This window comes from Sutcliffiella sp. FSL R7-0096, assembly GCF_038595065.1.
Lineage (GTDB): Bacteria > Bacillota > Bacilli > Bacillales > Bacillaceae_I > Sutcliffiella_A.
Window position 1 is genome coordinate 3,242,819 of record NZ_CP152003.1, and the last position, 22,693, is coordinate 3,265,511.

The following is a 22,693-nucleotide window of genomic DNA, read 5'->3' on the forward strand; positions in this document are numbered from 1 at the left end:
ACTTTATCCGTATCGCTCCAGAACGCCTTCCTTACCGCTTGATTCCCTAGCTCACACCGTCCTAGGTTCGCTTTAATCGAGTTTGATAAGTACTACTTTCCTTCAACGCAATCTTTATGAATGTAATTGGATAATATATGATTTCTTTTGCAAAGTCAATCTGGTTTTTCTTTTTTTTCAGGCAGACTTGCTTTCAATGAGCCTATTTGTTTCAGAAAGCGCTTGGATTTTAACATTATCCCTGAATAGGCCTCGTAATATTCATCTATGATGAAACGCAGTTCTTTTCTTGTCTCTTCTTTTAAGGAAAGATTACCGATGCGATTCAGGTCATAATAATAAAACGTTCGTAATAGCCTCAACGTTGCTGGGGATACTTTGATTAGATATGGATCCTTATGGAAGCATCTGTTACAAAGAAAACCGCCCTCTTTTATGGAAAAGGCAAATGTCCCTTCCGTTGCCCCGCAAGATGCACAACGATTCAATTCCGGTGTGATTCCAATAACATCGCACATCTTCATTTCAAAGATGAATGTCAATATTTCAGCATCAAAGCCCTCGTCAATATAATGTAAAACTTGATAAAGCAATTCATAAAGAGCTGGATTTCGTTTTCCTTCATCGGTTGTTTTGTCCATCAATTCCACAATAAACGAAGCGTAGGCGGTAAGAAAGATATCTTCCCTTATAGATCTCATGGAATCCATTATTTCGCCTTGCTGGAGGCTACCAAGGCCAGTTCCCCTTTGGAAGACAAAGGTCCCATGGGAAAATAGCTGGGAGACGGCGGTAAAACGGCTGCTTGGTTTGTTCGCCCCTCTGGCCATCACGCCAACTTTTCCAAGCTCTTTGGAATAGATGGTTACAATTTTATTATTTTCTCCATAGGCATTCGTTCGAATGACAATACCTTCGCATTTATGTAGCAAATCGTACACCGTCCATTTTTATCAGGCTTTAAATTTATTGTAAAGTTTCCAAAATAAAAAGGCAATCCACAACATCCATGTGTGCAAATTGCCTTCATTATTTGATCATCCTTCATTATGAAATTGGTAAGTCACGATTCGCTAGCTCTTCTGTCTGTTCGGGTAAATCGCCATTTTCTTTCTCAAGCTCTTTAAAAAGTAGATAGGTATCAATATTACCTGTTTCCTTAAAGACCTTCCAGGTAAAATCCAACATTGTAAACCCCACCCTTTCTGTAGTAAAGACCAGCATACTTGTTCCAATTCCTATATGACTATGATGACCGTAGAAGGGTCAAAACATGTTAGATAAATATTGTAAATTTCCTGTTTTGATTTGACTGCGTTCCGCTCGTCTTCCCGATTAATATTCGTCCTCGTTAAAACCAAAATCCCTAAGCTGGGACTGCTTATTACGCCAATCCTTCTGAACTTTCACCCACAGTTCCAAGAATACCTTGGAGCCGAGCAATGCTTCAATGTCCACTCGGGCTTTTTGTCCGACTTCCTTCAGGACTTTCCCTTGCTTTCCAATGACGATACCTTTTTGGGAATCCCGCTCCACGACTATGGTCGCTTGAATATCTACCATGTCCTTATTTTCCCGTTTTTTCATCGAGTCGATTGCCACTGCAATGGAATGCGGTACTTCTTCCCTTGTCAGATGCAACACTTTCTCCCTGATCAGTTCTGCGACAATAAAACGTTCGGGATGGTCTGTCACTTGATCTGCTGGGTAATACTGAGGTCCTTCTGGAAGGAACTTCTTTATTTGGTCCAACAGTACCTCTACATTGTTGCCTTGCAATGCCGATATGGGTACGATTTCTTTGAATGGATACAAAGCTTTATATGTTTCCATTAACGGGAGGAGGTCATCCGGATGGACTTCATCAATTTTGTTTATTACCAGATATACTGGAGTGGAAGTTTCTTTCAGCTTCTCAATAATAAATTCGTCGCCTTTTCCCAATCCCTCTTTCGCATTAATCATGAATAGGACAAGATCAACCTCTTTTAACGTGTTTTGCGCCACCTTCATCATAAAGTCCCCGAGCTTATGCTTCGGCTTATGGATGCCTGGTGTGTCGATGAAAACTATTTGTGCGTCATCTTGTGTATATACACCCTGAATTTTATTTCGAGTTGTTTGCGGCTTGTCGCTCATAATCGCAATTTTTTGGCCGATTACTCTGTTCAAAAATGTAGATTTCCCAACATTCGGCCTGCCAATAATGGAGACAAACCCTGATTTATAATTTGTAGTTGTATGATTATGCATCTAAATCCTCCGGTGAAAAAGCTCCTGGTAGCAATTCAGCCACAGTTAATTCCTGCGTATCACCGTGTAGATTTGTCAGGATTACTTTCATTTCAGGTGCACATAGCTCCGAGATAACTTGACGGCAAGCTCCACAAGGTGGAACTGGTCGTTTTGTGTCGGCTACAACAGCAATGGCATCGTATTCTTTTATGCCTTCTGAATACGCCTTGAAAAGCGCTGTTCTTTCTGCGCAGTTACACATACTATATGCAGCGTTTTCAATATTGCATCCGCGATAGACCTTGCCGTCTTTTCCCAATAATGCTGCGCCTACTTTGAATTTGGAGTAAGGTACATAAGCCATTTCTCTTGCTGCTTTTGCTTCTTGGATTAGAGCTTCGATGTTCACAGTTGTTTCTTCCTTTCTTCTGTAAGCTTCAGTTGCGCGTTACTTATATTTTACCTCAATCGGCATCGTAAATCACCCTCAAATTAAATAAAAATATAAAAGATTTTAAATTTTCAATTTATTTAAGGGTGTCCCATTATATAAGGGCCAAATAAGATTACACCAATTATAACAGAGATACAAGCAAAAACTAAGGCCGCAGAAGCAGCCACATCTTTCGCCGTTTTTGCAAGGGGATGGAACTCTTCTGTCACTAGATCTACCACATTCTCGATCGCTGTATTGATGATTTCAATGACGAACATCCCACCGATAACCAGAAAAAGAATCAACCATTCCACTTTCGTAATTTCAAAATATATGGATAATCCAATCATCATTATAGCTATGACTAGGTGAAATTTTATGTTTCTTTCTGTTCGAAGTACAAAAAGCAGTCCTTCAAATGCATAGGAAAAACTTCGAGTGAAGGACCCCCGGTATCCCTTATTGTTACGATCGCGTGAGTCCATATGCATCCAATATTTCCTTTTGTTTATCAAACATCACTTTTTCATCCGCTTCGTTTTCATGATCATATCCTAGGAGATGCAATAGTCCATGAAGGGCAAGAAACCCAAGTTCCCGCTTAACGGAATGTCCGTATTCTTTTGCTTGTTCTTCCGCTTTTTCAATGGAAATGATGATGTCTCCAAGCATTCTCGGTGCTTCGTCATCATAATGAATTTCTATTTCCCCATCGCCCATTTCCTCCATGGCGAAAGAAATGACATCTGTCGGTCGATCCTTTTCTCGATATTCACGGTTGATTTCCTGGATTTTCTCATTATCCACAAAGGTTACCGATAGTTCACCTGTTTGGATGGATTCTTTTTCAGCAGCAAAGGTCAACAAGTCTTTGATATCCTTCCATTGCTCATCCGTCAGTCTTGACGTTTCGTCTATCATATCGATTTCCATCATGATTCTTCTTCTCCTTTCGGGTACTCGATTCTCGAATGAAAGATACCTTGTAAAGTTTCACAGAAGGATCGGCCGATTTCCTCGAGCTCTTTGAATGTCAATGAACAATCACTATATTGGCCATCCTGAAGTCGATCTTTAATGATAGCTTTTACAATACTCTCAATTTTATCGGGGGTTGGGTTATTCAAGGATCTTACCGCCGCTTCGATGCTATCGGCTGTCCCCACTATCGCCGCCTCCTTGGAGGAAGCTTTCGGTCCAGGATAACGGTACTCGTCTTCAGGGATATCTTCATTCTGTTCTTTTGCTTTAAAATAAAAGTACTTTAATAGTGTTGTCCCATGATGTTGGGCTGCAATGTCCACAATTTCTTTTGGCATATTATGTTCACGAAGGATCTGTGCCCCATCCGTCGCGTGGGCTACAATGATATTCCTGCTCGTCTGAGGAGGGAGCTTGTCATGTGGGTTGGATCTTCCCATCTGATTTTCAATGAAATAATGCGGCCTTTTTGTTTTGCCTATATCATGGTAATAGGAAGCCACCCGGGCAAGCAATCCATTAGCACCCACGGCTTCACAAGCAGATTCGGATAAATTCGCCACCATGACACTATGATGATACGTACCAGGCGTTTCCATCAGGATTTTTCTTAATAGAGGATGGTTCGGATTAGAAAGCTCCAACAATTTCATGGTGGAAAGCATTCCGAATCCAACCTCGAAGAATGGTAATATCCCGATGGTCAGAACAGCGGAAACCACGCCTGAACCAACAGCCATGGTTCCATTTACTCCAAGCTCCAATAATTCCGTCATTCCTGATAGATCCCTGTTTGTGAGCAGGACCATGGCAATCACGGTTACCACGTTAATGAATGAAACAAACAAACCTGTCTGCAAAATGGTGAGTCGCCTGTTATGCTGATTCAAAAATAGCACAGATGCCACTGCAGAAATGATAAGGTAGGAACCTACCGTATAGTTCATCGCACCTGGAACCATATTAAAAATAAAGCTTCCACATATGCCGAAAATAATACTAGAAAGTATGGCGATGCGATCATTTATCAACATTTTAATCAGCATTGCTCCCATTGCAACAGGGGCAATATAGCCAATTTCGGTCGTATTCAATGTTTGAAAGAAACTGAAGATCTTTAACAATATCAGCGTAATGGAAAATATCAACAAGTACATCGTCAAATACGTATTTTTACTATGAATGGTCGTTTCGATGTTCTTAAACAGATAGACTAATGCACTGATCATTAATCCGATAATAATCAATAAGCCGACAAATGGGGTGATACTTTTGGATTGATCAACAAATCCAGCAACCGTAAGGAGTCGATAGATATCGCGATCAATGAATTGACCGGCCTTCACTATTGTATCCCCTTGCGAAATTCTTACAGGTTCAACAGAATCGATTGCCTGTTGCCGCTTCTCCTGCGTCTGGGCAGAATCATAGATGACATTCGGCACGACAGAAAGGCTGGAAAGATTGATGATGACACTTGGAACATTGCCTGATAGGGATAGTTCTGTTCTGGCAATATTTCTCGCCTCAGTGAGGTTCTCGGGTGTACGAATATCCCTAGACATGGCATTGTTGATAGCTGTAACGGAGGCATTCTTGTACCTGATTAAATCGGTTTCTTTGGAAGCCAGTAAAAACAATAGATCTTCATCATCGAGTTCATCGTTCCATTGCTCAGGCACTTGGCCGCCAAGAGATTCTTCCAAAAGTTTCAGCTTTTCTGCATCCGTCAATTGTACAGCTTCTGACTCTTCAGGGGTTGCAGAAGCATCACCCTCTTCTTCAGTGGAAGTGGATGGTTCTGGCGGTTTCTCGAGTTCTGCCACCTGTTTTTTCGTATCTATTAAAACGTCAAAAAAGTTCTCTACCCTTGCAACCTGTTGGTAAGCTTGATCCTTGTCACGATTGTACTGATCCGGAACTTGATCTTCTGCTTCTTTTCTCAAGTTCTCTGTCGCTTCCCTGTCTTCGAAGCTATGAGGTGCCACAATCGTCTTTTCTGCATTGGTGAACAGCTGTACATTTATTTTCTCTGGTTTCACATTACTGAACATGATACCGAACATGATAAGTCCCAATAAAATGTAAATGATAACATGATAAAACTTAAAGGTCTTCAAGTGTTGAAAAGAAATACTCCGTTGTTTCGATTTCTTTTTCACTTTTTTTATCCCCTTCCATAAACGACGTGCCTGAAGATTTTATCCGCTTCAAGTGAAAAGTGAAAGAGCCCCAGTTAAGGGGCTTTATTTTGTTTCCAACTTATCATATGCTTCGATAATTCGAGCCACCAATGGGTGACGGACTACATCGGACTGTTCCAATTCAATAAATTGAATGCCTGAAGTATTCTTTAATATATCACGAACAACTGCAAGTCCTGACTTCATCCCCTTAGGAAGATCGACTTGGGAGATATCTCCCGTTATCACCATTTTCGATCCAAAGCCTAGTCTTGTAAGGAACATTTTCATCTGGGCTGCCGTTGTATTCTGCGCTTCATCCAGGATGACAAATGCATCGTCTAATGTCCGGCCCCTCATATATGCCAATGGAGCAATTTCGATTGTCCCTCTTTCAATCAATCTTTGTGTGTGCTCAGACCCAAACACATCATGCAGTGCATCATACAATGGGCGGAGATACGGATCCACTTTCTCTTTTAAGTCTCCTGGAAGAAAGCCCAGACTTTCTCCTGCTTCCACTGCGGGTCGGGTTAGGATGATACGCTTCACTTGTCCATTTTTCAATGCGGTGACTGCCATCACGACAGCCAAATAGGTTTTCCCTGTTCCCGCTGGACCGATACCGAATACCAGATCTTTTTTACGGATGGCTGAAACGTACTGTCTTTGTCCCAATGTTTTAACGCGGATGGATTTACCTTTAACATTCTTGGTCAATTCTTCATCATAAAGCTCTAAAAAAGAGTCAATCTTATCCTCTTTTGCGAGCTGTATTGCATAGATGACATCTCGCTCACTGATGGAAACACCCTTTCGGATAACCTGCAACAGATGTTGAATGACGATGTCCACTATCTCCACCTGTTTCACATCTCCGGATACATTCACTGTTTCTCCGCGTGTCACAATGGACACATTCAACTCTTCTTCCATTCTCTTCAGATGTACATCCTGGTTTCCAAATAGTGCAATTGCTTCGTTTGGATTATTTAGTTGTTGATTCATCATCACTAGTTCTTCTGACATTCATTAGTCTCCTTGAATAATTGGTTCGATTTTGACAATATTTTCAATGACTTGGTAATGTATATCTACCCTTACTTTACCATTCTCCTTATGAGTGCGCAAAACTTTTTCACCTTTTATCGCCGCATCTCCATCCAGATTGGAGAGAACTTGATTTCTTCCCATTTCCAGTGCCTGTTCAATCACTTCTTCATCATCATAAATTCTCTCGACAATTTCTTGTTCATAAACGGTTTTCCCTACATAGGAGATGGGCAGCTTCCATTTCCAGAAATAAAAAGGTCGTTCCGCTTCATATTCCTCTTGTCTTTCAAAATCCTTGTTGAAAAATCCCCATACCGGCATTTTCAGACTACCCACCTTAATAGAGTGCCTGTTAAAAGCTTCTCCTGTTAAAACCGGCAGTGTCGTCTTGATAGGGATATCCGCTTGCGTTAAGTACCAAGTTTCCCCTAACACCTCTCCAACAGCCGCAATCGATTTTTTATTATCTTCTTTCCCTATAAGTCCAGATACCAAAACTTGACCTTTATCCACGTAATCATTTACCTGTACAAGTGGTTGTCCTTTTTCCACATATATTTTAGCAATCATCGCTTTTTTCTTTGCAACAAGGCTTCTAGGGCTTAAGGTTTCTATCTTTTTCGGTTCATTTTTTTCCACCACTTCAAAATGGTAGGATGTTCCGTTTAAAACAACACCTATCCATGTAATTTCACTTATTGTGTCCGTTAAACTGCGCTGAATACTCTCAACATCCATAAGGAAAAATTGGAACTTCCCCTTTTTCACGCCAAGCTTGTCCAACTCCTGCATAATCTTGTGCTCAGTTGCAGGCTCAGCCCCCTTTATTTCAATACTCCAAACCATATTAGATAATAAGAATACGGTGAGGAAGCAAAGGATAACCCCGACAATCAATCCGCTATTCTTAAGGGAATACTGTGTTAGGAAAGGGAGTCCTTTTCTCGTAAGAAATCGGAAAGTACAATCCTGCCTCTTAATGAGGGATCTGAGCTTCTTTACATCCTTCAAAAGTACATGGCAGGTATATGCCTCCTGCCCCAGTTTTTTCACATTCCATATCTGTATCCCGTTCCGGGTACAATCATTAAGGAACCTTTCTATACCTTTGCCATGAATAATTATCTTAACGCTACCTGTAAAAAAGTTCATCCATTGATTTTTCATGTGAATCCCCCTATTTTATTCTTCCAGATACATTACTTGACTGATCTTCCCTTCAAGTAGGATCTCTTCAGGTAAGATGGTTCTGATCACAAACGAATCCCCTTTTACGAGAAGCTGTCCCTGTTTCAGCAGCAAGCGAATTTCCGTATCGCTAAACGTAATCAACCCTCGGTGATTTTCAATATATATATGTATTTGTCCTATCATTGTTATGCGTGGCAGATCCATCATGACATCTGCGGGTAATTCCATATTGTTGGTGATCCAGTTATTCATACGGGAACGAAACTTTTTCAGCATGGAATAACCCCCTTTCCTTTCATATGTATGAAGGGAGGAGAGGGTTTAACACAGAATTTTTCGGTCTGTTATGGCGGTGGACCCTGTTTGATTTTAATGCACATAAAAACCCCTGTAGAAACATTAGATTCCTACAGGGGTTTAACGTTAATTATTTTCTTTTGGAAAAGTGTTCTGCGTAAACAGGACGATGAGGGTTTCTAGAACGAGGCTGGCCTAAAATTTCAGACCACATCACACCTTCTACCACACGGTTCGGTTTAATACGATGACGGGAATTCACGACTTTTCCTTCTGAAAGCTTAAGTTCATCCCTTAGGATAGGACTGTCCTTGGAGATTTCCTGACCTTTAATGGACAGCTCTTTCACCTCTTGGGACACCCTCTCTCTAATAGGGGTAACCTGTTCTCTCTTCTTTTCCACTTTCTCTAGGTAAGGGTTCACTTTTTCCCGAACTTTTTGTTCAAGCTCTTCAAGTTTGCCTTCACCGAATACATCTATATCCCAGTCAAAACGTGGTTTTTCTTCCCTCTTAGGAGTAGAGGCGCTTTCGCGTCTGTAATCCTCATAGTCATCCTGCCTTTTTTGTGCAGCCTGTGAAGCAGCTTGTTGACGTTGTTGTTGCTGTCGCTTTTGCTGTTGCTGCTGTTGTCGCTGCTGCTCTTCTTGCTTCTTGCCCCTAAATAGGCTCGAAATGATACCTAGCAGTACAATCAATAGCCAGGGAGCCTGCTGAAAAATATCAAAAATCATTTCCAATTGCACATCATCCTCCCTTCCTTAAAGGAGTTGCAGGAAAAGCGATTCAGCTTTTCCCGTTTCATTTTCTAGCTTACTTCTCGCCATCTTCAGGCTGATCAGAAAGTTTTCCAATGGAGTCTCTCATATCCGTATCAGCTGTAATGTTCTGGATATTCATGTAATCCATTACACCGATGTTGCCAGAACGTAAAGCTTCTGCCATTGCAAGAGGTACTTCCGCTTCGGCTTCCACCACTTTCGCACGCATTTCTTCTACGCGGGCGCGCATTTCTTGTTCTTGGGCAACGGCCATTGCACGACGTTCTTCTGCTTTTGCTTGTGCAATTTTCTTATCCGCTTCCGCTTGGTCAGTTTGTAATTCAGCACCAATATTTTTCCCGATATCAATATCAGCAATATCGATGGATAAGATTTCAAATGCTGTACCTGCGTCCAGCCCTTTTGATAAAACCGTTTGTGAAATCATGTCAGGGTTTTCCAGTACTTTCTTATGATCTGTTGCAGAACCGATTGTACTTACGATCCCCTCACCTACACGTGCGATAACTGTTTCTTCACCAGCACCACCGACAAGACGCTCAATGTTTGCACGAACGGTGATACGCGCTTTTGCTTTCACTTCAATACCATCCATCGCAACACCGGCGATGAATGGTGTTTCGATTACTTTCGGGTTAACGGACATCTGTACTGCTTCTAAAACGTCACGACCTGCAAGATCAATAGCAGCCGCACGTTCAAATGTCAATTCAATGTTTGCACGTTGAGCCGCGATAAGTGCGTTTACTACACGGTCAACATTACCACCAGCTAAATAATGACTCTCTAATTGATTCGTTGAAACCGCTAATCCAGCTTTATGAGCCTTAATCAGTGGATTAATTACACGACTTGGAATAACACGTCTTAATCTCATCCCTACAAGCGTGAAGATGCTGACTCTTACCCCCGCTGCCAATGCGGAGATCCACAGCATTACCGGTACAAATGTCAGTAATACGGATAAAAAGATAATTCCTAGTACAACAGCTAACAAAATTACTAAAGTAGTTGGATCCATAATCTAATTCCTCCTAAATATTATTCAACAGAATGGATTTCCCGAACGACGATACGGGATCCTTCCGCTTTTACAATTCTCACTTTTTTGTTTGCCCCAATAAAGTTCCCCTCTGTCACAACGTCAATACGTTCTTCGTTGATAACAGCGGTTCCTGCAGGCCGCAGTGGTGTCATGGTGACCCCTTCCTGACCTACCAATTCAATTCTCGATACGTTTGATACATAGCCCTGCTCCGTATTGGTGGAATCCCGGAGTACAATCCGGTCGAACAAACGAATTTTCTTACCGAATACCGTAAATAGAAGCACCATCGCAATTATAGTTACCAACATAGCAATCAATAAGGATAACCCCATTCCTGCAATATCATCTGTCGCCAAAAAGAAACTTGTAATAACTGCGCCCAGTCCGATAACACCAAGTATCCCACCAGGCACAAAGAGCTCTAGCACAATCAGCACCACCCCTACGACAAACAGGATGATCGTTTCCAATCCTGCCAACCCAGCTACAAGATGGCCGTAAAAGAATAATAACAGCGCACTGATTCCCATCGCACCAGGAATACCAAAACCGGGGGAATACAATTCAAGTACGAGTCCAAGCGACCCTATCGACAATAAAATCGGGACCACAATAGGGTCAGTCAAAAATCGCGCAATCTTCTCAGCGAAAGTCACTTCAGAAGTAACAACCTCTGCATTTTCAAATCCTAAGTTACTTAGAAGTTCATCCAGAGTGGAAACAGTTCCTTCTGAATAACCAACCTCCAGGGCATTCTTAGGACCTAATGTAAGCAAAGAGCCTTTTGCAGCCCCTACTTCCGGCAGGTCAATCTCTTTATCTGCCATAGCCATCGCGTATTGTGGATCACGATCATTTGACTCTGCAGCATTTTTCATTTCATTAAGCCAATACGACTGTGCCTTATCTTCCGCAGCATTACCGTCTCCAGTTATAACAGCAGCTGCCCCCATACTTGCATTTGGCGTCATATATATTTCATCAGCATATAATGCTAAGTATGCACCTGCAGATAATGCCCGATTGTTGACAAAGGCAACTGTTGGAATGGAAGTGCCTTGGAAGCTGTCGGCAATTTCACTTGCAGCATCTACAGCCCCACCTGGTGTATTTATTTCAAATACTATTAGATCGGCCCCTGATTCCTCTGCGGTTTCAATGGACCTATTGATAAATGCAAGCAGCCCCTTCTCCACCGTTCCATTGACAGGTATCACATGCACCAACTTCTCGGCACTGCTAGTATGAGATGGAAAAAGCGGTAACGCCGATAAAATAAGTGCAAGGACAAAAGCGCTAATATAACTAATACGAAGAACTTTTTTCATCATGTCCTCCTCTCCAAATACCTTTTCTTTTTATTTTCACCGTAACCAGTATGTAATACGCATGAAAAACCACAAAGTTTCATCGTTGCAGATTTTTTATGCACTATTAGCTAAAATGTGGCGGTTATGTGAACAACATGATTAAAAAAGGGTTTTAATTTCTTAGGAGATTGATTAAAAAATGCAATAAGTCGGATACTACCAATCCTATCGGTGGACTTGGCTAACACAGCTTAAAAAATAGCACCTTACAAAGGTAAGGTGCTATTTTGGGTTTTTATGAAAGATGTTGTTGTACAAGTTTGTTAACAAGGCTACCGTCCGCTTTGCCTTTAACTTTAGGCATCAGTGCTCCCATTACTTTACCCATATCAGCTTTCGAAGAAGCATTAACATCCGCAATCGTCTGTTGGACGATTGCAGACAATTCTTCTTCAGATAGCTGTTTAGGCATATAATGTTCAACTATTGCAATTTCACCCTGTAATTTATGAACCAAGTCTTCACGACCGGCTTTATCAAATTCTTGGAGGGAGTCTTTACGTTGCTTTAATTCACGAGACAATACGGTAAGTTCTTCCTCTTCAGATAAGTCTCTGCCGTGCTTGATCGATTCGTTTTGAATCGAAGACTTAACCATTCGGAGTACGGAAAGCTTCTCTTTGTCCTTATCCTTCATAGCTTGCTTAATATCGGTATTTAAACGCTCGAGAAGACTCATTCTTACACCCTCTTGTTAAAATTTACGCTTTCTAGCAGCTTCAGACTTCTTCTTGCGTCTTACGCTTGGTTTTTCATAGAATTCACGCTTTCTTGCTTCTTGCAACGTTCCAGTCTTTGAAACTGAACGTTTGAAACGGCGAAGAGCATCTTCAAGCGATTCGTTTTTACGAACAACTGTTTTTGACATTCTAATTCCCTCCCTCCAGAACAACCACTAACATTTTCAGAAAAAACATGATCCCATAAATGCAAAAAAGCATGTATAGAACATGTACTTACCAATTATAATATATTCACTATTGCTGGTCAACAATTATAAGGAATTGGTTTAAAACTATCTGGACTAACTATTATTCCGATATAGGTTTAACACCTTGGAATCCTTATTTGCCAGCATGTATTGGGACCTCCCCAAGTATAACGGGATCGAAAGTTCATCCCAGTTTGGCAGTCCATTTTCGGCAAAAAGTGCTTGATCTTTGTAAAATCCTGTCATCTCACCTACAAACCAGTCATGATCACCTTAAGTCTGCTGATCCATCACTTTACATTCATATGCGATGTAAGCCTCTTTTAAAATTGGTGCAGAAACGGTTCTGCCTTGGTCATATTCCATATTCAGTTCTTCAAATTTATTATGCTCTTTTCCAGTCAGCATACCTGACTGCTGAATATAGTGAGCAAATTTTTCCGGGACAAAATTTATCGCAAACTCTCTGGAATTTTCCATTAAGTGATGTGTATATCTTTCCTTCGCAATCGCAACCCCATAGATTGGAGGGTCGTATGAAATATAGCTGTGCCAGCCGGCAGCCATAATGTTCTGCTCCCCGTTCCATTTTGCGGTTACCAGGGCAACCATGCCTGGATAGCTATGCATGACGGTATTGGTCGTCCACTCCCTCATGTATCCTCTCCCCTTTTCTTGTCATTCTTGTCCATCACCCGCCATATATTGAAAAGGAGGTGATGGGCTTGTTTTCTATTATAACGTTATTATCTGTTTATTTAGCTATCTTTTTGATTGGGATGACCGTCATGAGGTCGGGATTGCTTCAATTGTCCGAGGAGAGGACAAAAGGGTATCTCACCAAATTTACCGATATGCCTTGGAAAGGTCTATTGATCGGGATATTGATTACCGGTCTACTGCAGAGCAGTTCAGCTGTCATGGTCATCACCGTTGGGTTGGTAGCGGCAGGGTATCTCACTTTTTATCAATCAATCGGCATTATGCTCGGAAGCAATATCGGTTCTACTTTTATAACAGAGCTTATCACCATAGATATTTCACAATTGATTCTCCCGATGCTTGTTATCGGATTTTTATTTTTGTTTTCTAAAAAGAAATTACCTTTCAGTTTCGGGTCTAGCATGTTCGGGTTGGGATGCTTGTTTGTTGCGATGAACGGTTTTGAATCTTTGGCTATTCCATTGTCAGGCTTCCCGAAGGTACAGGACATGCTTGCCATGACAAATGATCATCACTTATTCGGTGTAGGCATCGGAACACTCCTTACAGCCATCATCCAATCCAGCTCTGCTACAACGGGAATCAGCATGAGCTTTTTGAATAATGATCTGTTGTCCCTTCCCGCAGGAATTGCCATTATGCTTGGATCGAATATTGGGACATGTGTGACTGCCTATTTGGCCAGCCTGGGCTCCATCAGGGAGGCCAAATTGACAGCATATGCGCACATTTGGTTGAACGTTATCGGGGTGGCAGTGTTCTTTCCATTGATCCCTTGGTTGGGCGACTTGGTGGCAATGCTTGCTTCAAGTGCCGATGTGCAGTTAGCACACTCCAGCTTAATTTTTAATGTGCTAAGTTCTGCGGCGGCGTTACCGTTTTTGCGGCCGTTTGCAAGGTTTGTGGAGAGGCTACATGGATAAAGGGGCAAATATTTTAGGCTGAAGGGATTAATCCAGTTAAATTTAGCTTCCCAACAGGTTATTGTGAGTTTTTTCGGAGTTATTGTGAGTTTTAGGTGCGTTATTATGAGTTTTTCATTGGTTATTGTGAGTTTTCCATCAGTTATTGTGACAATAGTACAATTTGATCAATCAAATATCGCCACACACTAAACACCCACACCATCCACAGAAAACCCGCAAAGCTAAGTAAAAACAAAAAAGCACTCCTTCAAGCAGAAATGCTCAAGGGAGTGCTTTATTTTATATCTTAATAATCCGTATCAGCCGTTAAACCTTTAACAATTGCGATACCAGAACTTGCTCCGATACGTGTAGCTCCAGCTGCGATCATTTCTTCCGCACCTTTTGCATCACGAACACCACCGGAAGCTTTTACTCCGATTTCAGGTCCAACTGTTTGTCTCATCAGTGCAATATCAGCAACTGTTGCTCCGCCTGTTGAGAATCCAGTGGAAGTTTTCACGTAGTCCGCTCCAGCTTTAACAGCCAACTGGCATGCTCTTACTTTCTCTTCTTTTGTAAGCAGGCAAGTTTCGATGATCACTTTAGTCAACGCGCGACCTTTTGCAGCGTCTACAACTGCACGGATGTCCCGTTCCACTAACTCATCGTCGCCATCTTTAAGTGCGCTGATGTTGATAACCATGTCCACTTCAGTGGCACCGTTTTCAATTGCATTCGTCGTTTCGAATGCTTTTACTTCAGGAGTGTTTGCCCCAAGAGGAAATCCAATTACCGTACACACTTTTACGTTGCTGCCTTCTAAAAGCTCTGCAGATGTTTTTACCCAAGTCGGGTTAACACAGACAGATGCAAAGTTATATTCTCTCGCTTCTTGGCAAAGTACTTCTACTTGTTCTTTTTTTGTATCGGCTTTCAATAATGTATGATCAATCATTTCTCCAATGTTTGTATGCATGTTCATACTCCTTTCAAGTTAAGAGGTCTGACCTCTAACATCATAACATGATTCCATTATTTTGGCGAGTACAATGTTAGTATTGCCTTCAGAAAAAAATAAACAGATTTAACAAATTGGACTAACTGGATATTAATAACAATAAAACCTAAGCTTGTAGAATATCCTTCAAGCTTAGGTTTTGTTTAAGATAAAATTATTAATGTTACCGTTCTTTTGTATTACGAATTGATCGAATTGCCTCCCTTGTTTCATCAATATGCTGAATTGCATCACTGTACAACTCATTTGCAACACATGTAAAAAGAATATCTATCACATGTAGTTGTGCCAATCTAGAAGAAGTAGCTCCACTCCTAAAGGTAGCTTCCCTTGAGGTGGACGTTTTTAAGGCTATCTTAGCCAAACTGGCTACATTTGAAGAACCTAGTTTGGTAAGGCTTATAGTTGTTACTCCTTTTTTGTTGGCTAATTCCAGTACCTTTTCCACTTCATATGTGTTTCCTGAAAAAGATATCCCAAAGACTACGTCATTTTCTTTAAGGTTTGCCACATGCATAATCGCCATATGAAAGTCTGTAAAGGCACTTGCATGCTTATTGATTCGTATAAATTTAAGTTGTGCATCCTGAGCGATAATATTGGATGCACCAACTCCAAAGAAATGAATATTCTCCCCATTAGTAATTGCTTTCACAGCTTTTTTAAGTTCATTTTTGTCAATCACATCTATTGTTTCCTTAAGAGTTTGAATACTGTTATTTGTCATTTTCATAATAACTTCTGATTGAGGCTCCCCAGGTTTAATATCACGATAACCATCTACCTGGTCTTTTTTATGAAGGTCCCCAGCAATTTTTATTTTTAATTGTTGAAAACCTTTTAAGCCTAATGATTTACAGAGTCTAATAACAGCGGCACTACTTGTTTTGCTTCGTTCTCCAAGCTGACTTGCCGTTAATGATGTTGTTTCTTCGGGAAACTCAAGAATAAACTCAGCTATTTTGCGCTCTGAAGGTGGAAGCGCATCAATCATTTCTTTAATTATCAACAAAGCTCCTGAAGTATGCTGCATTTAAACACTCCACTCCAATAAATCTTACTTTACATTTAATATAACTTATCAAGTTCTTTTATTGAAGTGATAATACAGTCAGGAATACATGAAGCAGGGATTGCAGTATCTTGACTCTGGATTTCCTTATTCCATTTCTTTTTCAATAATTCAATAACTTCATTTTGTTTAGGTCTTTCATCTGCTGGGATATTTACTATGCTATCGGGATACGATCGCATAATAAATATTGATTTAGTTTGACATTCATTTGCATAACGGACATCATGGTCAATTCTATCCCCCACATGGGCTATAACTTCATCTTCTAATGTAAATGCTGATGCCATTCCAATATTAGGTTTTGCCACCCCTATTTTTTCTGGGGTAATAATCTTATCAAAAACATGATAAATATTTAGTTGTACTAAAACCGGGGCCTGATATTTGTAGTATCCATTTGTGATAATAGCCAATTTATAGCCTTTTGCTTTTAAGCTTTCTAGCGTAGAAAGAATATCCTCTTCTAGGAGATATACCTTCCCATCACTTAAATGCTTATTAACTAAAGCTTCAACATCTATTTTATGTTTAATGTTATGTTGGGTAAAAATCTGCTCAATGATACCATCCCAATCGTAGGCAGCAACAATTTCCTCCTCTAACATTCTTCTATTATGTTCATCAATAACCAATTCAAATTTCAATTCATTCAATTGATTTACTTTTGACACTTCTTGAAAAACTTGTTCTATTTCAGGGAAAACCCATCCTATAAAAGGGTTTTGCATTAGAGTCCCATCCAAATCAAACGTGATCCATTTATTTTTCATTATTTAATCGCTCCTGAGGTAAGACCTTCCATAAATTGTTTCGACGCAAACAAAAATGCGATGATCATTGGAAGGGCAGATATTGTTAATCCAGCGAACAATAGATTCCATTGCGTATCGAATTCTCCAAATAAAGTTAACATTCCTAACGGTATAGTTTTTAGAGCGTCACTTCTTATAAAAATTAACGGATAAAAGAAATCGTTCCATACGCCAATCAAATTAATGATCCCAATCGTAGCTACAGGTGCTTTCATTAGCGGTAATACAATTTTTGTATAGACCTGAAATTCATTGCATCCATCCATTCTAGCCGATTGTTCAAGTTCAGATGGCAATGTACGGAAAAAAGCATAGAAAACAAATACCGCTAAAGGGATACCCCCGGCCACATAAACAATAATGAGCGGTATCAAAGTATCAAGAATTCCAAGGTTCATAAAAATTAAATATAATGGTAATATTGCAAGCTTCATTGGAACCATTAAACCTATTAAGAAAAAGAACAATATTAAACCATTCCATTTAAATTTATACCTCGCAAGGTAGTAGGCACCAAGTGATGATACAAATAAAACCAGAAAAACCGATGATACACTTACAATTACACTGTTGAGGAAATAAGAAGAGAAATTAACTTTGTTCCAAACAGTGGCGTAATTTTCAAACATTACTTGGCTTGGCAACCCAAGAGGGGATGTGAAAATATCCTTATTTGACTTCAAAGAACTAGAAATCATCAAGAATATTGGATATAAAAAGATAAAAGCAAAGAAGAATAAAATCATATATTTAAAAAGTTGTGCCCACCATTTTGTACGCATGTTCCCCCTACCTTTCGAAATCTTTTTTTCTAAATAAAATCAGTGATAATGCAGATACACTTGCAATAATTAAAAATAACACCACCACGACTGCGGAACCCAGGCCTATTGATTGTCCTCCTTCAATAGAACCGAAAATCAAACGATAAAAATACGTCCCAAGTACATCTGTGGAATAGAAAGGTCCACCTGTAGATCCTTGCAAAGCGTAGATTAGCTCAAAAGTTTCAAATGAACTAATAAAAGTCAGAATAGTTACTATCATGATTGCTGGCATAACCATAGGAATTGTTATCTTTAGTATTTGTGTAACTATTTTCGCTCCATCGATTTTAGCAGCTTCATAAATTTCCTTATCGACACCTTGGAGAGCTGCCAAGAAAATCAACATAGAAAAACCAATACTATTCCAGCTGTCTACCAAAATAATGGTGTATAAAGCAGTAGTCGTGCTTCCTAGCCAAGGTTGAGCCAAACTTCCTAACCCGACTAAATCCAAAAAAGAATTAAGGGCCCCACTGGTTGGATTAAGGATCAAGCTAAAAAGATATCCAACAACTATAATGGAGAGCATTCTAGGAAGAAAGAAAACAGTTTTGAAAAACTCCTTCCCTTTTATTTTGCTATGTATCAGAAGTGCAAGAAGAAAGGAAACAACTATTTTAGAAAAGAACGTGACCACAAAATATATCCAGTTATGATGAAGTGCATTATAAAAAGTCTCTTTAAAAGGTGATTGTGTAAACAACATCTTAAAGTTATCCAACCCAATAAATGTATCTCTTGCAAAACCTTGAAAGGAATAAAAACTATTCATCAACGCGGAAATGATAGGATATACTTGAAACATTGAATATAACAATAAGGATGGCAGGATAAACAAATGTATTAAGTATTTCTTCATATTTCTACTCTTTTTTTGAGTTACTGACACCTGCTCCAACCCTTTTTCTGTCTGTTGCATCATTGAACCTCCTTTTTTATGAACAATCGTAGGAAACAACTGTACCCCGCAAGATTTTTACGGGGTACGGGGGACAATTTTTTTTACTCAGATGCCCTATCTGCGTTCTTTTGGGCTTCTTCTATAACTTCTTGTGGAGATAATTCTCCCAAGTACATTCCTTGTAGGTGATCTTCAAAAACTGTTTTAGTTGTTGGTGAACCATCTCCAAAGTGAACAAGCAATAAGTAAGGAGTGGACTCCTTTTCTACAGCGGCTGCAATTTCATTTACAATGGGGTGTGATGGATTGACTCCATTAATAGCACCTAAGCGATTAAGTTCATCTGCAAATAACTGACCAAACTCTTGGCTAGCTAAGAACTCCATGAATAATAACGCCTCTTCCTGATGTTTAGTGTTTTTAACCACACCATATGAACCATCTACCCATGTTGTAACAGGAGCATTTCCACCTTTTTCTTCTGCAAGGGATGGTATAACCCCTAGATTCATATCTGGTATATTACTTTCAAATGTCTCAAGTCGATAGCTACCATTGATATACATTGCTGCCTGCTCTGAATAGAACATTCTCTGTGCATCTTGATCATCTAGAGCAATAAAGTCTTTTGGAAAATACTGTTCAAGTTGCTTCATTCGGTTAACAGATTCAACGAACCTAGCGTCTTTTAAATCTGCAGACCCAGCTAAAATCTCTTCAACAAACTCATTACCATTATATGCCGGAGGAGCAATCACTCCATGTACTAAGGAAAGTACGTAAGCAGCTCTACCACTTTGTGCAATAGGGACTACACCTGCCGCATTTAATTTATCAGAAACTTCTAAAAATTCCCCCCATGTCTCTGGTACTTCAAGGTGGTGCTCTTCAAAAATATCTTTATTGAAGAAAATAACTCCTGCATTAAGGGCCAATGGTACTCCATAAACCTTTCCGTCACTACCTTTTGCTGCATCCAGGAAATCTTCATTTATTTCATCAAGACCAGGAACCCCTTCTAAAGGTACTAAATAATCACTATCAGCTACACTTGCAGCTCCTTGATATGGGCGTAATTGCACAATATCAGGCCCAGTACCACTAACTAATGCATTATTAAGAATTGTGTTATATTCCGTTGATTGAAAAGGTTCAAATTTCACTCTTATATTAGGATGAATAGATTCAAATTTTTCAATGAATACTTCATATGCTTCTCGGTCTTCCGCTCTCCAGCTATACATTACTAATTCAACTTGTTCTTCTGATTCCACGTTCCCCTGATCATTTGTTTGATTATTGTTTGAAGTATTTTCTTGATTGTTTACATTAACAGTCGCGCAGCCCATCAGAAAGATACTTACACTCAAAAAACAAATCAATAACAATGAAAAATGCTTTTTCATCAAATCCACCCCTAAATAGTTTATTTACCTTTGCTCACTTACCATTTTTCACATACAATCCTTATCTTTCTAAAAAATATATTATTCGTATTTGGAAAGTTCAATCGCAGCCCTTACTTTTCCATCTGTTTTTTCAAGTAAGCGTTCGGCCTGGCTCCTAGTCACTTTTCCCAATATCATCACTAGTCCTTTTTTTACATCGTAATCCGTTTCTTCCAGAATAAAAACTGATTCTTCATGGGCTGCATTTGTAAGTGTTTTGATGATATTTATTGCCCTGCCTTTTAGTTTTTCATTACTTACGTTCATATCAACCATTAGGTTTTCGTAAACTTTTCCTAACTTTACCATTGATACGGTGGTCAACATATTTAATATCATCTTATGTGCGCTCGCGGCTTTCAATCTAGTGGACCCAGCTATTACTTCAGGTCCCACAGGCACGTCCAAAGACACATCACAAAGGTAACTTAATTCCGAATTATGATTGCATGTTAAACCTACAGTGTTGGCACCACAGCTATTTGCATAATTAATTGCTCCTAATACATATGGTGTTCTACCACTGGCTGCAATCCCCACTACGACATCGTTAGACGTAATCTGTTCTTTCTTGAGATCCCCCGCCCCTCTATCCGCATCATCCTCAGCACCTTCTACTGCTTGGAAGATAGCATCATATCCACCGGCAATGATACCTTTAATCACTTCTGGATCTGTCCTGAATGTAGGTGGACATTCTACTGCATCCAATACACCCAACCTGCCGCTAGTTCCAGCACCGATATAAATCAATCTCCCCCCTTTTTTTAATGCCTCGAAAATTATCTCTATACTAATTTCAATTTGTGGAAGTATGTATGAAATTGCTACAGGGACAGAATGATCTTCTTCATTCATTAACAGTAGAATTTCTCTTGTTGAAAGATTGTCAATATTTCTAGTTCGTTCATTTCGTGATTCTGTCATAAGCGTAGATAAAGTATCTTTCATAACATCACCAAACTCCTGAAAATTTTAAAATTATATTTCAATTTAATTGTAAGTAAACCGAAAGAAAATTTCAACACTATTTTTAAAATTCTGTAAATATAATTCAGCATTAAAAAAAGTAACCCTATTTTAATAATAGGATTACTTTATAGTACACTTATGAACTCAAACGAACACTCTCTTCTTCCAAGCGTGGTGCATCCTCAAGCACGCGGACGAATTGACCTTCGTTGTATGGATAACCAGCTTTGGCAATTTTTACTTTAACAAGCTTGCCGACCATTCCTTCTGTTGCAGGGAAAACCACTTTCAAATAGTTGTCTGTGTATCCAACATATAGTCCTTGGTCTGGTGCTTCTTTATAGATTTCTTCCGGAATGACTTCCAATACTTCGTCTTCAAAAGTGGATGCATATTCTTTTGCCAGTTGATCAGAAAGTGCAATCAGGCGATGAACTCGCTCATTCTTCACTTCTTCATCCACTTGATCGGTCATTCTCGCTGCTGGAGTTCCTGTACGTTTGGAGTACGGGAATACATGCAGCTCAGAGAATTTATGTTCTTTAATGAAATTGTACGTTTCCATGAACTCTTCTTCTGTTTCACCAGGGAATCCCACAATTACATCGGATGTAATCGCAAGCCCAGGTAATGCTTCTTTCAAACGGTCTAGTCGTTCTGCAAAGAACTCCATCGTGTATTTACGACGCATTCTCTTAAGTACCGTATTTGAGGCTGATTGAATAGGGATATGGAGATGGCGGACAATTTTATCGGAATTGTTCAGTACTTCAATTACTTCATCCGTGATTTGACTTGCCTCAATGGATGAAATACGGATACGCTTTAAGCCTGTCACTTTTTCATCCAATTCACGAAGAAGCATGGCAAAGTTGTAATCCTTCATGTCTTCTCCGTAACCGCCTGTGTGGATTCCGGTCAGGACGATCTCCTTGTATCCTGCATCTACAAGTTGCTGTGCTTGAGTGACAACCTCTTGTGGATCGCGGGAACGCATAAGGCCGCGAGCCCAAGGGATGATACAGAAGGTACAGAAGTTATTGCAACCTTCTTGGATCTTCAGGGAAGCACGGGTACGGTCTGTAAATGCCGGTACGTCCAACTCTTCATAAACACGAGCCTTCATGATGTTTCCAACGCCATTAATTGGCTGGCGCTCCTGTTTGAATTGCTCGATATAATCAAGCATTTTCACACGGTCCTGCGTACCAACGACAACATCCACTCCAGGAATCGCCATGATCTCTGCAGGAGAAGTTTGCGCATAGCATCCAGTTACACAGATGACTGCATCCGGGTTCTTACGGATCGCACGACGGATGACTTGACGGCTCTTTTTATCTCCGGTATTCGTAACGGTACAGGTATTGATGACATACACATCTGCCGTACCTTCAAATTCTGTACGTTCATAATCATTTGCTTTGAAAAGCTGCCAGATAGCTTCTGTTTCATAATGGTTCACTTTACACCCTAGTGTGTGAAAGGCAACAGTTGGCATGT

25 protein-coding genes are annotated in these 22,693 nt (G+C 40.0%); 1 reads left to right on the forward strand and 24 read right to left on the reverse strand.

Translation table 11 applies throughout. The features are described from left to right. Positions 1 to 155: 155 nt before the first annotated feature. The 16 genes from recO to MKY77_RS16745 all read right to left on the reverse strand — a co-directional run bounded on the left by recO (position 156) and on the right by MKY77_RS16745 (position 13,163). The gene (gene recO, locus MKY77_RS16670; protein WP_339146929.1) at positions 156 to 932 is read right to left on the reverse strand and encodes a DNA repair protein RecO; all 777 of its coding nucleotides are present in this window, start codon (positions 930 to 932) and stop codon (positions 156 to 158) included. 115 nt (positions 933 to 1,047) lie between these two features. Further along, positions 1,048 to 1,188, reverse strand: a complete 141-nt coding sequence (locus tag MKY77_RS16675) for a YqzL family protein (protein ID WP_082380828.1) — start codon at positions 1,186 to 1,188, stop codon at positions 1,048 to 1,050. A gap of 147 nt (positions 1,189 to 1,335) precedes the next feature. Further along, positions 1,336 to 2,253: a GTPase Era gene (era, locus tag MKY77_RS16680; protein WP_339146930.1), complete on the reverse strand. Its 918-nt coding sequence runs from the start codon at positions 2,251 to 2,253 to the stop codon at positions 1,336 to 1,338. After that, positions 2,246 to 2,644 (reverse strand): cytidine deaminase, encoded by a 399-nt coding sequence (locus MKY77_RS16685; RefSeq protein WP_339146931.1) that lies wholly within the window; start codon positions 2,642 to 2,644, stop codon positions 2,246 to 2,248. The genes era and MKY77_RS16685 overlap by 8 nt, the downstream gene beginning before the upstream one ends. A gap of 122 nt (positions 2,645 to 2,766) precedes the next feature. Continuing rightward, a complete protein-coding gene (locus MKY77_RS16690; protein ID WP_339146932.1) occupies positions 2,767 to 3,162 on the reverse strand; it encodes a diacylglycerol kinase family protein in 396 nt (131 codons plus the stop codon). Next, complete coding sequence (ybeY, locus tag MKY77_RS16695; RefSeq protein WP_339146933.1) at positions 3,137 to 3,607, reverse strand: rRNA maturation RNase YbeY; 471 nt, start codon at positions 3,605 to 3,607, stop codon at positions 3,137 to 3,139. The genes MKY77_RS16690 and ybeY overlap by 26 nt, the downstream gene beginning before the upstream one ends. Beyond that, positions 3,604 to 5,814 carry an HD family phosphohydrolase gene (locus MKY77_RS16700; RefSeq protein ID WP_339146934.1) on the reverse strand — a complete coding sequence of 737 codons (2,211 nt, stop codon included), beginning with the start codon at positions 5,812 to 5,814 and terminating at the stop codon, positions 3,604 to 3,606. The genes ybeY and MKY77_RS16700 overlap by 4 nt, the downstream gene beginning before the upstream one ends. Before the next feature lie 84 nt (positions 5,815 to 5,898). Next, on the reverse strand, positions 5,899 to 6,864 hold the full coding sequence (locus MKY77_RS16705; protein ID WP_339146935.1) for a PhoH family protein: 966 nt from the start codon (positions 6,862 to 6,864) through the stop codon (positions 5,899 to 5,901). A gap of 3 nt (positions 6,865 to 6,867) precedes the next feature. Continuing rightward, positions 6,868 to 8,055 carry a sporulation protein YqfD gene (gene yqfD, locus MKY77_RS16710; protein ID WP_339146936.1) on the reverse strand — a complete coding sequence of 396 codons (1,188 nt, stop codon included), beginning with the start codon at positions 8,053 to 8,055 and terminating at the stop codon, positions 6,868 to 6,870. Between the two features lie 15 nt (positions 8,056 to 8,070). Continuing rightward, on the reverse strand, positions 8,071 to 8,355 hold the full coding sequence (gene yqfC / locus MKY77_RS16715) for a sporulation protein YqfC (RefSeq protein ID WP_063560198.1): 285 nt from the start codon (positions 8,353 to 8,355) through the stop codon (positions 8,071 to 8,073). Positions 8,356 to 8,506: 151 nt separating this feature from the next. Beyond that, the gene (locus MKY77_RS16720; protein ID WP_339146937.1) at positions 8,507 to 9,121 is read right to left on the reverse strand and encodes a hypothetical protein; all 615 of its coding nucleotides are present in this window, start codon (positions 9,119 to 9,121) and stop codon (positions 8,507 to 8,509) included. Positions 9,122 to 9,188: 67 nt separating this feature from the next. Beyond that, on the reverse strand, positions 9,189 to 10,178 hold the full coding sequence (floA, locus tag MKY77_RS16725) for a flotillin-like protein FloA (RefSeq protein ID WP_339146938.1): 990 nt from the start codon (positions 10,176 to 10,178) through the stop codon (positions 9,189 to 9,191). A 20-nt stretch (positions 10,179 to 10,198) separates the two neighbouring features. Further along, complete coding sequence (locus MKY77_RS16730; protein WP_339149845.1) at positions 10,199 to 11,533, reverse strand: nodulation protein NfeD; 1,335 nt, start codon at positions 11,531 to 11,533, stop codon at positions 10,199 to 10,201. Between the two features lie 277 nt (positions 11,534 to 11,810). Further along, the gene (locus MKY77_RS16735; RefSeq protein ID WP_339146939.1) at positions 11,811 to 12,254 is read right to left on the reverse strand and encodes a GatB/YqeY domain-containing protein; all 444 of its coding nucleotides are present in this window, start codon (positions 12,252 to 12,254) and stop codon (positions 11,811 to 11,813) included. A gap of 15 nt (positions 12,255 to 12,269) precedes the next feature. Continuing rightward, complete coding sequence (gene rpsU / locus MKY77_RS16740; protein WP_010196218.1) at positions 12,270 to 12,443, reverse strand: 30S ribosomal protein S21; 174 nt, start codon at positions 12,441 to 12,443, stop codon at positions 12,270 to 12,272. Between the two features lie 336 nt (positions 12,444 to 12,779). Continuing rightward, positions 12,780 to 13,163, reverse strand: a complete 384-nt coding sequence (locus tag MKY77_RS16745) for a flavin reductase family protein (protein WP_339146940.1) — start codon at positions 13,161 to 13,163, stop codon at positions 12,780 to 12,782. 62 nt (positions 13,164 to 13,225) lie between these two features. On the opposite strand from MKY77_RS16745, the gene MKY77_RS16750 reads away from it, so the two are divergent. Further along, complete coding sequence (locus MKY77_RS16750; RefSeq protein ID WP_339146941.1) at positions 13,226 to 14,152, forward strand: Na/Pi symporter; 927 nt, start codon at positions 13,226 to 13,228, stop codon at positions 14,150 to 14,152. Positions 14,153 to 14,441: 289 nt separating this feature from the next. Here MKY77_RS16750 and deoC read toward each other — a convergent pair whose 3' ends face one another. The 8 genes from deoC to mtaB all read right to left on the reverse strand — a co-directional run bounded on the left by deoC (position 14,442) and on the right by mtaB (position 22,691). Beyond that, complete coding sequence (deoC, locus tag MKY77_RS16755) at positions 14,442 to 15,113, reverse strand: deoxyribose-phosphate aldolase (protein ID WP_339146942.1); 672 nt, start codon at positions 15,111 to 15,113, stop codon at positions 14,442 to 14,444. 205 nt (positions 15,114 to 15,318) lie between these two features. Further along, the gene (locus MKY77_RS16760) at positions 15,319 to 16,188 is read right to left on the reverse strand and encodes a MurR/RpiR family transcriptional regulator (protein ID WP_339146943.1); all 870 of its coding nucleotides are present in this window, start codon (positions 16,186 to 16,188) and stop codon (positions 15,319 to 15,321) included. 35 nt (positions 16,189 to 16,223) lie between these two features. Then, a complete protein-coding gene (locus MKY77_RS16765) occupies positions 16,224 to 17,000 on the reverse strand; it encodes an HAD family hydrolase (RefSeq protein ID WP_339146944.1) in 777 nt (258 codons plus the stop codon). After that, a complete protein-coding gene (locus tag MKY77_RS16770; RefSeq protein ID WP_339146945.1) occupies positions 17,000 to 17,824 on the reverse strand; it encodes a carbohydrate ABC transporter permease in 825 nt (274 codons plus the stop codon). Before MKY77_RS16770 ends, MKY77_RS16765 begins: the two co-directional genes overlap by 1 nt. 7 nt (positions 17,825 to 17,831) lie before the next feature. Then, positions 17,832 to 18,788 carry a sugar ABC transporter permease gene (locus MKY77_RS16775; RefSeq protein ID WP_339146946.1) on the reverse strand — a complete coding sequence of 319 codons (957 nt, stop codon included), beginning with the start codon at positions 18,786 to 18,788 and terminating at the stop codon, positions 17,832 to 17,834. A gap of 83 nt (positions 18,789 to 18,871) precedes the next feature. Next, positions 18,872 to 20,176, reverse strand: a complete 1,305-nt coding sequence (locus MKY77_RS16780; RefSeq protein WP_339146947.1) for a sugar ABC transporter substrate-binding protein — start codon at positions 20,174 to 20,176, stop codon at positions 18,872 to 18,874. An 81-nt stretch (positions 20,177 to 20,257) separates the two neighbouring features. Further along, positions 20,258 to 21,169 carry an N-acetylmuramic acid 6-phosphate etherase gene (gene murQ / locus MKY77_RS16785; protein ID WP_339146948.1) on the reverse strand — a complete coding sequence of 304 codons (912 nt, stop codon included), beginning with the start codon at positions 21,167 to 21,169 and terminating at the stop codon, positions 20,258 to 20,260. A gap of 157 nt (positions 21,170 to 21,326) precedes the next feature. Continuing rightward, positions 21,327 to 22,691: a tRNA (N(6)-L-threonylcarbamoyladenosine(37)-C(2))-methylthiotransferase MtaB gene (gene mtaB / locus MKY77_RS16790; RefSeq protein ID WP_339146949.1), complete on the reverse strand. Its 1,365-nt coding sequence runs from the start codon at positions 22,689 to 22,691 to the stop codon at positions 21,327 to 21,329. Positions 22,692 to 22,693 lie beyond the last annotated feature (2 nt).

Bases quoted from the DNA above. Each gene is read 5' to 3' on its own strand.
- MKY77_RS16675 (WP_082380828.1), bottom strand. From the start codon at position 1,188: ATGTTGGATTTTACCTGGAAGGTCTTTAAGGAAACAGGTAATATTGAT.
- era (WP_339146930.1), bottom strand. From the start codon at position 2,253: ATGCATAATCATACAACTACAAATTATAAATCAGGGTTTGTCTCCATT.
- MKY77_RS16690 (WP_339146932.1), bottom strand. From the start codon at position 3,162: ATGCATATGGACTCACGCGATCGTAACAATAAGGGATACCGGGGGTCC.
- ybeY (WP_339146933.1), bottom strand. From the start codon at position 3,607: ATGATGGAAATCGATATGATAGACGAAACGTCAAGACTGACGGATGAG.
- MKY77_RS16705 (WP_339146935.1), bottom strand. From the start codon at position 6,864: ATGTCAGAAGAACTAGTGATGATGAATCAACAACTAAATAATCCAAAC.
- yqfD (WP_339146936.1), bottom strand. From the start codon at position 8,055: ATGAAAAATCAATGGATGAACTTTTTTACAGGTAGCGTTAAGATAATT.
- yqfC (WP_063560198.1), bottom strand. From the start codon at position 8,355: ATGCTGAAAAAGTTTCGTTCCCGTATGAATAACTGGATCACCAACAAT.
- floA (WP_339146938.1), bottom strand. From the start codon at position 10,178: ATGGATCCAACTACTTTAGTAATTTTGTTAGCTGTTGTACTAGGAATT.
- MKY77_RS16730 (WP_339149845.1), bottom strand. From the start codon at position 11,533: ATGAAAAAAGTTCTTCGTATTAGTTATATTAGCGCTTTTGTCCTTGCA.
- MKY77_RS16735 (WP_339146939.1), bottom strand. From the start codon at position 12,254: ATGAGTCTTCTCGAGCGTTTAAATACCGATATTAAGCAAGCTATGAAG.
- rpsU (WP_010196218.1), bottom strand. From the start codon at position 12,443: ATGTCAAAAACAGTTGTTCGTAAAAACGAATCGCTTGAAGATGCTCTT.
- MKY77_RS16745 (WP_339146940.1), bottom strand. From the start codon at position 13,163: ATGAGGGAGTGGACGACCAATACCGTCATGCATAGCTATCCAGGCATG.
- MKY77_RS16750 (WP_339146941.1), top strand. From the start codon at position 13,226: ATGGGCTTGTTTTCTATTATAACGTTATTATCTGTTTATTTAGCTATC.
- deoC (WP_339146942.1), bottom strand. From the start codon at position 15,113: ATGCATACAAACATTGGAGAAATGATTGATCATACATTATTGAAAGCC.
- MKY77_RS16760 (WP_339146943.1), bottom strand. From the start codon at position 16,188: ATGCAGCATACTTCAGGAGCTTTGTTGATAATTAAAGAAATGATTGAT.
- MKY77_RS16765 (WP_339146944.1), bottom strand. From the start codon at position 17,000: ATGAAAAATAAATGGATCACGTTTGATTTGGATGGGACTCTAATGCAA.
- MKY77_RS16770 (WP_339146945.1), bottom strand. From the start codon at position 17,824: ATGCGTACAAAATGGTGGGCACAACTTTTTAAATATATGATTTTATTC.
- MKY77_RS16775 (WP_339146946.1), bottom strand. From the start codon at position 18,788: ATGCAACAGACAGAAAAAGGGTTGGAGCAGGTGTCAGTAACTCAAAAA.
- MKY77_RS16780 (WP_339146947.1), bottom strand. From the start codon at position 20,176: ATGAAAAAGCATTTTTCATTGTTATTGATTTGTTTTTTGAGTGTAAGT.
- murQ (WP_339146948.1), bottom strand. From the start codon at position 21,169: ATGAAAGATACTTTATCTACGCTTATGACAGAATCACGAAATGAACGA.
- mtaB (WP_339146949.1), bottom strand. From the start codon at position 22,691: ATGCCAACTGTTGCCTTTCACACACTAGGGTGTAAAGTGAACCATTAT.